This window comes from Butyrivibrio sp. LB2008 (genome assembly GCF_000621565.1).
Taxonomy (GTDB): Bacteria; Bacillota; Clostridia; order Lachnospirales; family Lachnospiraceae; genus Butyrivibrio.
The window spans coordinates 165,597-178,632 of the sequence record NZ_KK211306.1 but is presented as its reverse complement, the minus strand read 5'-3'; the positions used below and the strand labels follow the sequence as shown (position 1 = coordinate 178,632).

At 40.2% G+C, this 13,036-nt stretch carries 10 protein-coding genes; all 10 read left to right on the top strand.

The genetic code is table 11. The features are described from left to right. Positions 1-227 precede the first annotated feature (227 nt). The 10 genes from T356_RS0113380 to asnB all read left to right on the top strand — a co-directional run bounded on the left by T356_RS0113380 (position 228) and on the right by asnB (position 13,018). Positions 228-1,886, top strand: coding sequence for a DUF2075 domain-containing protein (locus T356_RS0113380; protein WP_035781161.1), 1,659 nt, complete (start codon positions 228-230; stop codon positions 1,884-1,886). Further along, positions 1,883-2,203, top strand: coding sequence for a nucleotide pyrophosphohydrolase (locus tag T356_RS0113375; protein WP_026514916.1), 321 nt, complete (start codon positions 1,883-1,885; stop codon positions 2,201-2,203). Before T356_RS0113380 ends, T356_RS0113375 begins: the two co-directional genes overlap by 4 nt. Positions 2,204-2,251: 48 nt before the next feature. Continuing rightward, on the top strand, positions 2,252-3,385 hold the full coding sequence (locus tag T356_RS0113370) for an HNH endonuclease domain-containing protein (protein ID WP_026514915.1): 1,134 nt from the start codon (positions 2,252-2,254) through the stop codon (positions 3,383-3,385). Continuing rightward, on the top strand, positions 3,363-3,695 hold the full coding sequence (locus T356_RS0113365; RefSeq protein ID WP_330370944.1) for a nucleoside triphosphate pyrophosphohydrolase: 333 nt from the start codon (positions 3,363-3,365) through the stop codon (positions 3,693-3,695). Before T356_RS0113370 ends, T356_RS0113365 begins: the two co-directional genes overlap by 23 nt. 121 nt (positions 3,696-3,816) lie before the next feature. Continuing rightward, a complete protein-coding gene (locus T356_RS0113360; RefSeq protein WP_026514913.1) occupies positions 3,817-5,475 on the top strand; it encodes a hypothetical protein in 1,659 nt (552 codons plus the stop codon). 33 nt (positions 5,476-5,508) lie between these two features. Further along, the gene (locus T356_RS0113355; RefSeq protein ID WP_026514912.1) at positions 5,509-7,053 is read left to right on the top strand and encodes a hypothetical protein; all 1,545 of its coding nucleotides are present in this window, start codon (positions 5,509-5,511) and stop codon (positions 7,051-7,053) included. A 172-nt stretch (positions 7,054-7,225) separates the two neighbouring features. Continuing rightward, on the top strand, positions 7,226-7,666 hold the full coding sequence (locus tag T356_RS0113350) for a DUF4869 domain-containing protein (RefSeq protein ID WP_026514911.1): 441 nt from the start codon (positions 7,226-7,228) through the stop codon (positions 7,664-7,666). A 5-nt stretch (positions 7,667-7,671) separates the two neighbouring features. Next, the gene (locus tag T356_RS0113345; protein ID WP_026514910.1) at positions 7,672-8,637 is read left to right on the top strand and encodes a hypothetical protein; all 966 of its coding nucleotides are present in this window, start codon (positions 7,672-7,674) and stop codon (positions 8,635-8,637) included. 677 nt (positions 8,638-9,314) lie between these two features. After that, the gene (locus T356_RS0113340; protein ID WP_026514909.1) at positions 9,315-11,084 is read left to right on the top strand and encodes an ammonium transporter; all 1,770 of its coding nucleotides are present in this window, start codon (positions 9,315-9,317) and stop codon (positions 11,082-11,084) included. Between the two features lie 350 nt (positions 11,085-11,434). Beyond that, entirely contained in the window at positions 11,435-13,018 is a 1,584-nt protein-coding gene (gene asnB, locus T356_RS0113335) for an asparagine synthase B (protein ID WP_026514908.1), read from the top strand. Positions 13,019-13,036: the final 18 nt, after the last annotated feature.

Below are 13,036 nucleotides of genomic sequence, written 5' to 3'. Positions count from 1 at the left end.
AAAATAGCAGAAAAACACAGATAAAAGAATGGTGGAGTAGCATATTTATCTGGAAATCCCCAATTGCCGCCCAAAGCTTTCCCACTACATTAGCATCTAGAGTAATACTTTTTCTATGATATAATTGAATTCAGTTACAGTTTGTTTTTCAGTGATTTAGTAATTTTATATTTTAGATTTCAGTGCACTACAGCTTCAAACAAATATCAAAAAAGCGGAGCAACCACATGATTACTTCAGATCAGACGCAAGAAATTCTTTATGTAATAACAAATCACAAATTTCCAAGCGATAATTACGGAAATGATGATTTTCTCAATAACTGGCCTATGATCTATATCCTTGAGAATGGGAAAAAAATCTATATTGGTGAATCTACCAATGTTTCCGAAAGGATGAAGCAGCATTATAACAATCATGAGAAAAGAGAATTCAAGCAAGTTCATTTTATATATTCAGAAAGATTCAATCAGTCTGCGACATTTGACTATGAATCCAAGCTGATCCAGTTTGTTTCCGCAGATGGCAAGTTTATCATAACCAACAAAAACGATGGTATCGCCAACAAGAATTATTTCAGAAAATCTGATTACGACGATACCTTTGAACAGCTATGGAATGAGCTGATAAGCCATCACCTCGCCGACCATTCCCTTGAATGGATCAAAAACAGCGAGTTCTACAAATATTCTCCGTTTAAAGAATTGAATAAAGATCAAAAGAAGCTTGCAGATGAGATTATCACTGAGATTCGAACCGATAAGAATAAGCCGGTCGTTGTGGAAGGCCGCCCGGGCACAGGAAAGACGATAGTTGCAGTTTATCTGATGAAATATCTCAGAGATTATCAGGATGAAAAGACTCATGAATATCCTTTTCGTGAAAAGAAGATGGGACTTATAATCCCGCAGACATCATTAAGATCGACACTCAGAAATCTTTTCAAGAAGATTGAAGGACTTGCGGCAAAAGATGTAATGGGCGCTTCTGATGCGGTAAACGGCGGAAGCTGGGATATTCTTTTTGTTGATGAAGCCCAGAAATTGCAGGTGAGGCGTAGTATTGTCGGATATCAGACTCATGACAATAATAATACCAAGCTTGGTCTTCCAAAAGACGCAACAGAGCTTGACTGGGTTCTGAAAGTCGCGAAGACACCTGTATTTTTCTTTGATCCCGACCAGTTGTCCGGCCCTTCAGGAACTCCTTTGGAAATCTTCGATAATAAATTAAAGCATCAGCTTGGCATAAAGAACCGCATGAGCGCATATGCAAAGCATTATCTTAAGATGCAGATGAGAGTTGCCGGCGGTGAAGAGTACATCAATTACATAAATGATATTCTTCATGATACATGCACTTCCGGGCAGACGTTTTCAAACTACGACTTTAAGATTTTTACTAAGTTCGAGGACTTCAACAGACAGCTCTATATAAAAGAAAAAGAGTTTGAACTTTGTCGTATGTTGGCCGGCTACGCATGGGAGTGGAAGTCTAAGAATAATAAAACGGCTTACGACATCGAGATTGAAGGCATAAGCAAAAGATGGAATCACTGCCTTAATAACTGGATAAACAGCGAAGGCGCTTTGGATGAGGTTGGATGCATTCACACAAGCGCAGGTTATGACCTTAATTACGGTTTTATTATCCTTGGAAAAGATATCAGATATGACGAAAACGCGAAGAAGATATATGTGGACAAATCCTCATACTTCGACAAAAGAGGTAAACAGTCCGCAACAGATGAAGAGCTTGATAAGTACATAAGGAATATCTATTACGTCCTCATGACAAGAGGTATAAAAGGAACATATCTATATGTGTGCGATGACGCGCTTCGTGAGCATTTCCTAAAGTATGTAGAAAGGTTTGACGTGACATGAATTTTGAGCAGGTGAAAAGAGAAGTCATCAAATTTACAGAAGAAAGAAACTGGGATCAGTTCCATACTCCTGAAAATCTTGCAAAGAGTATTTCGATAGAGGCAGCAGAACTTCTCGAATGTTTCCAGTGGAGTCCTGATTATGACAAAGATGCAGCAACTGAAGAACTCGCAGATATTGTGAATTACTGCATCCTTATGGCGGATAAGATGGGAATAAACATAGAAGATGCCGTGATGGATAAGATAGCGAAGAACAGGGAAAAGTATCCTGTGGAGAAGAGCTTTGGAAGTAGTAAGAAGTACACGGAGTTGTGAAATAATAGCTACACTTGTTCCGATAGTTGTTTTCATGAGGTCAATCCTATGCAGTTACCACATTCTGAAGAACTAAATATCGGCTACCTAAGCAGACTTTTTGACAATACCACAAACTGTTACAAGTTCTTTTGGTTTCAGGCGATACTGCGGAAACTGGATGGGAAGAATAACAGTTTTTCTTTTGATGAGCTTATTAACGAGATGATCGCGGATGCCTGGTATATGGTGACTGAATATCACCTGCGTCTGGGGCCGCTTGGTATAACGGATAATCTCGAGGAAGTGGTTAAGTATATTCATAATGAATATGGTTTTATGTCTTCGGAGAAAAGAGAGAAGATAATAGCTTTTTTGCAGACTACCGAGGATAAGAGTATTGCGAAATACAAAGCGGATCTGACTTTGAATGTTCCTTATCGTCTGCAGGTTCCTTTCTATGATGAGATAAAAATAGAAAGAAACATGTGGAACGGTTCTAAGCAGAATCTGACTGCCGAGATTAACCGTCAGCGCAGATTGATGTATTATTTTGTGCGGATAGCGGGGCTTGATACAAAAATTGAGATAAACAGTCTGTGGGCAGAATATCTTTTTAAGCATAAAGAGATACTTCGCGGCTGGGCGCAGTTTAAGCTGATACAATATTTGCAGAACAAGAATCCGAGCGTTCCCGGAATTGCGGATAAGATTGAGGCGCCTGCTTCAAGGGATATAGAGCGCGTGAGGAAGTATTGGAAGCTTATAGTGCAGATAGATTCTTCAATAAAAGATATTTATGGCGATGTATCTTTGGCGCACGAGGTAATATCAGTCGATCACTTTGTTCCGTGGCAGTATGTTGCGCATGATGAATTATGGAATCTCCATCCTACAACCAGATCAATCAACAGCAGTAAGAGCAATTCGCTTCCTTCCTGGAATATGTACTTCAGGGCACTTGGTGACATCGAATATCGCGCGTATGATCTGAAATCGAAGAATGAAACCGTAGCTCATGAATTTAATAAGATAGCGCCATATCATCTTAATAATCAGGAAATACGGAATCAGTTATACTCAGATGAATTGGACAAAAATACATTTATAGAGCGGCTTGAGCATGTAATAAAGCCTGTATATGAGTCGGCGCAGACGCTGGGATTTAAGGAGTGGATTTATGATGGAAGTAATAACATATAATAAACTTGTAAGGGACAGGATTCCCGAGATTATTGAAAAGGATGGCAAAACCTGTGAGACAGAGGTCTTGGCGGACAAAGATTATCTGGCAATGCTTGATGCCAAGCTTGACGAAGAACTTACTGAGTATCATCAAGATAAGAACATTGAAGAACTTGCGGATTTAATGGAAGTAATCTACGCCGTTGCCGAAGCAAGAGGGTACTCTATTGAGCAATTGGAAGCTGTTCGAAAAGAGAAGGCAGAAAAAAGAGGAGCTTTTAAAGATAAGATTTTCCTTAAAACCGTGCAAGCACAGTTACTCACTTGATTTCAACGGACCTTTTTTGATATTATAAACACGTTTGATTTGCAATTTTATGTTGTTGCAAGTATCGATTATATAAAGAAGAGAAAGTGGAAATTACAGATTTTTTCCACCGGGAGTGAAAATGGATAAAAAGAAAAGTTATAAGTGGATTGAATTGATTTGTGTGTGTGCCTTGTCATTACTCGTTGTATTTGGTGTGACGTGCGGGATCGGTACACTTTTTAGCGGTTGGCATTTTGTGGATGACCACGAGTTCCTGGAGTATTCATATTTGTTCAATTACAAGAATATGTCTTTGATGGATGTGATAAAGGATGTAGACAGAGTGTCTTTCATATCCAGAAACAATCTCCTGTATTATCCGACAAGAATTATTATGACATATATTATAGGAGCGGATGTTGTTGCGCTTAGCGTTATCAAGGCAGTTGAGACAGCTATTGCCATGATCCTGCTTTATTATTGTGGAAAAGAGCTTATAATTACTGATTCAAAAGCTCCTTGTTCAACCAAGGAAGCGCTGAAGAACGGTGTTGTTGCATTTTTCTTTTCACTTGTATGTCTTGTGGGATTTCAGGCTCCGGTATGGTGGAAGCTTGGTCCTGAGCAGATGCAGGCTTTACTTTGCTTTGGCATTGCATTTTTGTGCCTGTTAAAGTGGGAAAAGAATGAGGAAAAAATCGCATATGGTATCGTGAGTACAATATTTGCCGTACTTATGGGATTCTTCCATGAGTCATTTTTCCTTGTAATGCCTTTCCTCGCTCTCTGGCCTGTTTATGAGAATATCAGACGTATCAGAAACAGCGGAGCAGAAACAACACTTACTTTCGATAAGGATTTGAAAAAGCTGCTTGATAAGTACTGCGGCAAAAAGTTGTGGTATGTTGTTGCCGTAATGTTGCTTTGCGTCGGAATTATTCTGAGCACTGTGATCCGACTTGGATTTAACAGCTATTCTCCCGTAGGTTTTGACAGTAGTTCTTCAATAGGTTCATATTTCAGAGCTTTTATTTATTCTATGAACCATGATTGTAAGTGGTATAAGGTTTTCGGAATTCTGCTTATCGGAGTTCTTTTAACATATTATAACGAGTTTAAGCGCTATTGGCCTGAGCTTGCGATTACAATAGTATTTATGTTGCCACAGTTCGTTCTTTATTCTAAGGAAGGAATTGAGGAGAGATATCTTTTACCTGTAGTTATCGGATTTGCTATGTTCTTTGTTATATTTGTGTACAACAGCAAATTGCTGGCAGGCGGACGTAAGAAGGTTTATATAGCAATTTCTGTAATGATGCTTTTATTTAATACTCACAGTATGATCGTTGAGGGTGACTATTACAGATTCAGAGGAGAGAGTGTGACCAAATCTCTTGAGGAGATAGAGAGCCTTTCCGACAGAGGCTACAATGTCTTGTGCTGCTTTGGAATATGTAATCCCGAGGCTGACTGGACTGTTGATATGTATCTGAAAGCTCATGGAAAAAAGGATATATACTATTGGAGCGAAGGAGCAGGTTTCATCTCAACCGAGAGACCGTTCTTTATAGATGGTACTGACAGCGGACTTACTGTGCAGGATATGGATGTAATCTATATGTACAACAGAAATGACAGGCATTTCGAGATTGAGCCCAGTATCGACCTCGAAGGATTTACATGCGTGAAAAGCGGAAGCGTGGATGTTTATTTTAAAGATTCAGTGCTTGATGAACTTGGACAGGAAGAGATAGACGGACTTAAGATTAGACCTACTATTTACGGAATCGGAAAATAAATTGACTAATTTATAAGCAATGTGGATGGACGGATGATTGGATTGACGGATAAACAAAAGAAGGTAATTGTTATAATTTTGGCTGTTATATTGGGAGTGTCCCTGATTCCGGTATTTATCGTTGCGGGATACGACTGCGCGAGCGGCGATGATTACAACTACGGGGCGTGGGCGCATCAGGCAATTGTCAGTGGCGCAGGATTCCTTAAGGCATTGGCGGAAGCGGGAGAGACGACAATCGGAACCTGGAAGACCTGGCAGGGAACTTGGTTTGACTGTTTTGTATTCTGTCTGCATCCCGAGGTGTTTTCTGACTCGGCATATGTTCTGGTGCCGTACATTTTTGTGATTATGCAGATTGCAGCATATTTGGGATTTGCTCATCACTTTTTGAAAGTAAGATGGAAACTTGGAAATTATTATTGGGCCGTTGTAGGCTTGCTGTTCCTGATATTCAGCTTCCAGCTTGTGCCTTCACAGAAGTCTGGAATGTTCTGGTGGGTAGGCTGTGTGCACTATGTTATGCCCATGTGCATGGTACTGTGGGGAACGGTACACGGCGACAGGTTTCTTATGTGGCACAAAAAAAGCGACCTTATCTGGCTGAGCGTAGTAAGTGCACTTATAGGCGGAGCAACATATCCTGCGGCGCTTTTACTTCCTATTGCTGTGGGGCTGTTGTGGCTTTCAGGCTTTGTATTTAATAAGGACAGTGGAAAAGATAAGAAGAACCTTCTTTTACTCATTCCGCTTGTACTCGATGTTATAGGACTTGTCATCAGTATTATTGCTCCCGGAAATGCCGTAAGGAGCGCGTCGGATATAAGTCAGGGCGCAGAGCCGTCAGGTGGCGCCATAGCAACAATATTTAAGAGCATTATCTACTCTGTTACGGATGCTATTGATATGTTCATTGGGCAAAAGACATTTGTGGTCATTTTGTTCATTGTAATCTGTATTGTTACTGTGATTGCATTTAACGCAGCAGCCGGGGGAAAAGAGTTTAAAGCAGTATTTGCGCACCCTCTTTTGTTCGTGGTTGTCATGTTCCTTGTAAATGCCTCAATGTACGCGCCAAGGCTCTATGCGGGCGGAGTTGTTTCATCGGGATATTATAACTTTAATTTCTGGACCTTCTGCCTGTGCACGATAGCAGGAATCATCTATATTTGCGGATATCTTTTCTTCGTAAAAGAAATTAAGATAAGTGCCGGAAAACTAAAGATTGCCTGTATCGCAGCTCTTTTGATATGTCTTGCTGTTGCATTTGTCGGAAGACACGGAGTTAAAGAATACACGGATTATATTTGCCTTGAGTATTATCTTAGCGGTCATGCGGATGATTACAAGGAGCAGATAGCGCTGCAGAGACTTCTGATGGAAGAAGAGGGCGTCGATGATGTGGTTGTACCTGAGATCAATAATGAACAGGGACCGCTGATGCAGATGCCTATTGTGGCAGATTCCGAGAATATAGATAACGTAATGGCAGCAGGCTTTTATGGTAAGAACAGTTGCAGAGCGATTCCAAGAGATGAATGGATCGAGCAATATGGGGAAAAATACGGATTAAAATGATGATGACAGAGCATATTTTCGCATGGTTTGTGTTTAAATATGCTCTGTTTTTATATACAAAAAAGTAAACACAAGAAGGCGTGTTACGCGGTCTGTTGCTGAGTTTAAGAGCGCCTTTTATGTTATAATGTTTTTCAGATAAAAGATGTCTTTATAAATTTGGGGGCTTTAAATGCTGAGTATATATTTTGGTGACATGAAGGATGCTATTTATCATCCGCCTACATATTTTGACAATACTTATGAGGACAATTGGATAACAGATCCTTTGTCTGTTGAAATGATAAAGGATGTGGATAAATCAGAGGTGGTTGGGCCTAATCTTATTCAGAGTACGGTTTTGGGGCCTATTCCTCCTAAGGCTTTATCCGGCGGAGTTAAGACGCTTATGCTTTTTAAGTTTGATGAGACCGGGAAAGTTTTTAATGCATCAGCATGCGGAAACAATTGTGCAAAGTGGATTCTTAAGATAGCTGATAGCAAAGATCTTACTATCAATCTTCGACATATTATGGATTTTGGTAATGGTGATTTTAATATAAAGATTCTTAACACTGATATAGTGGTAAAAAATATGTGTGAATTAGCAGATGTTGCGGGAGAGTACGTATAAAGCATATGCGCGGAAAACATAGAGTAGTTGTACAGAATAATAAACTTCATTATGAATTTGAGATAAAGAGAAATATAACTATTATCCAGGGAGACAGCGCTACAGGTAAGACTACGCTTATTGAGATGATTACGCAGTTCCAGAATCTTGGTGCTTCAAGTGGTATTGAAGTTATTTGTGATGTGCCATGTAGGACAATCTCGGGCATTGACTGGAAGTTGATATTGAATAATACACATGATAGCATTGTTTTTCTTGATGAAGAGAATTCTTTTATAAATACAAAAGAATTTGCAGATATAGTCAGCGGTTCAGATAATTACTTTGTGATCATAACAAGAGAGAATCTTTATAGTCTTCCCTACAGTGTAGAGGAAATCTATGGTCTAAGGGCTTCGGGAAAGTATCAGAACACAAATAGAATATATCAGGATTTTTATAATATATATTCTACTACGCAGGAAAACCCTGTGGAGCCGGAAGTAGTTATTACTGAAGATTCAAAATCAGGATGCGATTTTTTTACAGCTGTTTGCGAAGAAAAAGGGAAAAAATGTATAAGCGCAGATGGGAAGTCTAATCTTTTTCGTCTGGTAAAGGAAAAAGAAGGAGAAGAAATCTGTGTAATTGCGGATGGAGCGGCTATTGGGCCTGAGATGAACAGGCTTTACGAGCAGGTAAGAAAGAATCCGAAATTAAAGCTGTATCTTCCGGAATCTTTTGAGTGGATAATTCTTAAATCCGGAATTGTTGGTGGAAAAAAAGTTGACGATATTCTGGCGCATCCGGAAGACTTTATAGAATCACAGTTTTTTTTCAGTTGGGAAAGATATTTTGAAAAGTTGCTTATTGAGCAGACAGAAGGCATGTATCTGCAATATAAAAAAGCCAAGTTGAATGCTGCATATTTGCATGATAAGAACAAAAGAGCAATTCTCAGTGTTCTGGGTGAAGGAAATTTGATAATATAAAAGTGCTTTGTGATATATGGGTATAAGTAAACCTTAGAACTGTAGGCATTGCCTACAGTTTTTATATTGCAATTGTCCATTTACAGTTTCTGGTCTCAAAGTATAAGCGTACCTTCCTCTTGGAATTTAGAACGATAACAACGCATTCGTATACAAGGGTAGTGCAACCGGATGCATGGATTCCGTCAGGAGTAGTGTACGACCCTTTAAGGTTCATAGGCCTGTATCCTTTTATTGTATAGTTTTCATAAACTCACATATGCACCAAAGAAATTTCCATTTTTAAATTTTATGCTTGACAACTCATATATGTGAGAGTAAAATCATAAAACATAAAGACAAGGGCGTCTTAGAGAATAACTCTAAGGCGCTTTTTCTGTTTTTCGGGCTGTAACTGTGCGTTTATGCCCTTATGCAATCGGTTTAATATATCCGGAGTATTATAATCTTGATTGTATACAAGTATTCGTGGATTAAAGAATATTTGTGGGATCGTTGAAAAATCGTAGGAATGAAGCGGCTTTTCAATAGATGCGATTCATAATTTTAAATAATAAATATCAATTCTGATGCAATGGGGCATCAACCTTCTACGGTATGAGTAGATGGCTGATGTCCTGTTGTTTTTTTGTTCAAAAAGAAATAGATATTGAACAAAAAGGGAGAGGAGAAATTGTATGAGTGAAGAAATCTTAAGTGCAATAGATAGCAGTGTCTTCGGTGTCTGGTTCCTCATAGGAGCAGCCCTTGTATTCTGGATGCAGGCCGGATTTGCAATGTGCGAGGCCGGTTTTACAAGAGCCAAGAATACCGGAAACATCATCATGAAAAACCTTATGGACTTTTGTATAGGAACCGTAGTGTTCATCCTGATCGGATTTGGACTTTTCCTCGGTGAGGATATGGTCGGAATCATCGGAAAACTGGGATTTGATATTTTTACAAACTATGCAGGCTTTGATTGGTCCAACTTCGTATTTAACCTTGTTTTCTGTGCTACAACAGCAACAATCGTTTCAGGATCGATGGCTGAGAGAACTAAGTTCTTATCATATTGTGTGTACTCGGCAGTTATTTCAGCAGTTATCTATCCTATTGAAGCACACTGGACATGGGGCGGAGGCTTCCTTTCTCAGATGGGCTTCCACGATTTCGCAGGTTCCAACTGCATTCACATGGTAGGCGGTATTTCAGCTCTTATCGGTGCAGCAATCCTTGGACCCAGAATCGGTAAGTTCGAAAGAGATAAGGACGGAAAGGTTACTAAAGTAAATGCTTTTCCCGGTCACAACCTTGTAGCCGCATCACTTGGTGTTTTCATTCTTTGGCTTGGTTGGTACGGATTCAACGGAGCAGCTTGTACTTCAATCGATCAGCTCGGATCTGTATTTGTAACAACAACAATAGCACCTGCACTTGCAACAGTAACATGCATGATCTTTACATGGGTTAAATATGGTAAGCCTGATGTTTCAATGTGTCTCAACGCTTCACTTGCAGGACTTGTAGCTATCACAGCTCCCTGTGATGTAACAGATGCATTAGGTTCAATCATCATCGGAATCGTAGCCGGACTTCTTGTTTGTTTCGGCGTTTGGTTCCTTGATTACAAGCTTCACATTGACGATCCCGTAGGAGCAGTTGCAGTACATTGCTTAAACGGTATCTGGGGAACAATTGCAGTAGGTCTTTTCGCAACAAATACAGCACCAGGTTATTCAATCGCTGATTCAGCAGGAAATGAGCTTGTAGGTCTTTTCTACGGCGGCGGATTTAAGCTCCTTGGATTACAGCTTATCGGTTTGATCTGCACAGCAGCTTGGACAGCAGTAACTATTACAATTACATTCCTTGCTATCAAGAAAGTTATGGGACTCAGAGTTACAGAGGAAGAAGAAATCCTCGGACTTGACTCCACTGAGCATGGACTTGCATCAGCATATTCAGGATTTGCCATCATGGATGTTTCAAACACCCTGAACATGTCAATTAACGAAAATACAGACCTCGGAGTAAGTTCTTACGAAGAGGCTTCAGAAATACAGAAGAAAGCTTCGGTGCCTGTTGTTACAGCACCTGTACATACAGAATCAGGAATTCATAAAGTTGTTATTATCGCTAAGTTGTCCCGCTACGACAAACTGAGACGTGCGATGAACGAACTCGGCGTAACCGGGATGACTGTTACACAAGTCATGGGTTGCGGCATCCAGAAAGGCTCAGGCGATATGTATCGCGGAGTTGAGATGGACGCAACCCTCCTTCCTAAGATTAAGTTGGAAGTGGTTATCAGCAAGATTCCTGTAGAAGATGTAATCGAAGCTGCAAAGAAAGCCCTTTATACAGGACATATCGGAGACGGCAAGATATTTGTTTACAGTCTCGAAAATGTCGTTAAGATTCGCACCGGCGAAGAAGGAGCAGCTGCTCTTGCAGATGTTGAGTAGGCTGCGAGGACTTAAAAATATAATTCATGCAACAAAGGCGTTTGCGCAATAGCCATTAAGGCAATATATACAATAGTTTGCGATTTTGTGCCACTACGATGAGACTGACAGGCTCATCGTAGTGCTTGGCGCAATCAGAGCAAAATTTAAATGAAATTACAGAAATCCGCACCTGCTGCGGATTTCGTGAGAACATGAATCAGGAGTCAGCCAAGCCCTATCGACGAAGTCGATTCAAATTGGCTTGGTTGATGCATTCTTGAACATCATGTTCAAGAATGCATATATTGCCGCTCAGGCTACTACGCAGACCGTTTGAATAAATGAAATACCGGGAGGAAGGATAAAGTATGTGCGCAATTCTTACATACGCTAGAGCAGATGTTGCTCAGGAATTTTTTGAAGAAATGTTATATAAGACTCATTCCAGAGGCCCCGACATGTCGAGAACTCTGAAGGTTAGCGAAGGATGGCTGGGATTTAACAGACTCTCCATCATGGGACTGAATGAAGCGGGTATGCAGCCCTTTTCATTAAACGGAAACGCAGTTATATGTAACGGAGAGTTATATGGATTTGAGCATATCAAAAAATATCTCATTTCCCTGGGCTACAGCTTTAAGAGCGAAAGTGATTGCGAGATACTGCTTCCTCTTTATGAGAGGCTCGGAACCAAAATGTTCAGTCTTTTGGACGCCGAATTTGCATGCGTGATCTATGATGCGGCACAGAAGAAGTTCATAGCCGCAAGAGATCCGATTGGTATCAGACCTCTTTATTACGGATACGACGATGAAGGATACATTCTTTTTTCATCGGAACCAAAGAATATCACAGGTGTTTGTCGGAAAGTTATGCCTTTCCCGCCCGGACATTACTACGAGGACGGGAAATTTGTATGTTATAAGGACATGACTGATGTAAAAGAAATTTCGACAGACAGCCTGGAAGTCATAACAACCAAGATACACGACAAGCTCGTAAACGGAATAGAGAAAAGACTCGACGCTGATGCGCCTGTAGGATTCCTTCTTTCCGGAGGACTTGATTCATCACTTGTTTGCGGTGTTGCCGCAAGACTTTCGGATAAGCCGATCGAGACTTTTGCAATAGGAATGGATATCGACGCAATCGATCTTAAATACGCAAGGGAAGTTGCTGAGTACATTCACAGTAATCACCACGAAGTCATAATCACCAAAGAAGATGTGCTTAACGCACTCGAGCCTGTTGTTGAGGCGCTTGGAACTTATGACATCACAACTATAAGAGCTTCAATTGGAATGTATCTTTTGTGCAAATGGATACATGAGAACACTGATATCAAGGTAGTTCTTACAGGTGAGATTTCAGATGAGCTCTTTGGTTACAAATATACGGACTTTGCTCCGAGCGCAGAAGCCTTCCAGGAAGAGGCCAAAAAGAGAGTGAGAGAGCTTCATATGTATGACGTTCTAAGAGCAGACAGATGTATCAGCGTAAACTCACTAGAAGCCAGAGTTCCTTTCGGAGATCTTGATTTTGCAAGTTATGTAATGAGCATCAATCCCGAAAAGAAACTCAATACATATGGAATAGGAAAGTTCCTATTAAGAAAAGCTTTTGAAAAAGATGAAGTTATCCCAAGATCGATCCTTATGAGAGAGAAGGCAGCTTTCTCTGATGCTGTCGGACATTCACTCAGGGACGACCTTATGGAATATGCTGACGGGAAATACTCTTTTGCAGATCTTGAAACAATGAAAAAGAAGTATACTCATGCAACTCCATTTACAAAGGAGTCTCTCCTTTACAGAGAACTGTTTGAGAAGTACTATCCCGGACAATCAGATATGGTAATAGATTTTTGGATGCCTAATAAGAGCTGGGAAGGATGCAATGTTGACGATCCTTCCGCAAGAGTTCTTTCAAACTATGGAGCATCGGGAAAATAAATATTAAAAACGGAGGAA

Excerpts from the sequence above, each read along its gene's own strand:
- T356_RS0113380 (WP_035781161.1), top strand. The coding sequence starts at position 228 with ATGATTACTTCAGATCAGACGCAAGAAATTCTTTATGTAATAACAAAT.
- T356_RS0113375 (WP_026514916.1), top strand. The coding sequence starts at position 1,883 with ATGAATTTTGAGCAGGTGAAAAGAGAAGTCATCAAATTTACAGAAGAA.
- T356_RS0113370 (WP_026514915.1), top strand. The coding sequence starts at position 2,252 with ATGCAGTTACCACATTCTGAAGAACTAAATATCGGCTACCTAAGCAGA.
- T356_RS0113365 (WP_330370944.1), top strand. The coding sequence starts at position 3,363 with ATGATGGAAGTAATAACATATAATAAACTTGTAAGGGACAGGATTCCC.
- T356_RS0113360 (WP_026514913.1), top strand. The coding sequence starts at position 3,817 with ATGGATAAAAAGAAAAGTTATAAGTGGATTGAATTGATTTGTGTGTGT.
- T356_RS0113355 (WP_026514912.1), top strand. The coding sequence starts at position 5,509 with ATGATTGGATTGACGGATAAACAAAAGAAGGTAATTGTTATAATTTTG.
- T356_RS0113350 (WP_026514911.1), top strand. The coding sequence starts at position 7,226 with ATGCTGAGTATATATTTTGGTGACATGAAGGATGCTATTTATCATCCG.
- T356_RS0113345 (WP_026514910.1), top strand. The coding sequence starts at position 7,672 with ATGCGCGGAAAACATAGAGTAGTTGTACAGAATAATAAACTTCATTAT.
- T356_RS0113340 (WP_026514909.1), top strand. The coding sequence starts at position 9,315 with ATGAGTGAAGAAATCTTAAGTGCAATAGATAGCAGTGTCTTCGGTGTC.
- asnB (WP_026514908.1), top strand. The coding sequence starts at position 11,435 with ATGTGCGCAATTCTTACATACGCTAGAGCAGATGTTGCTCAGGAATTT.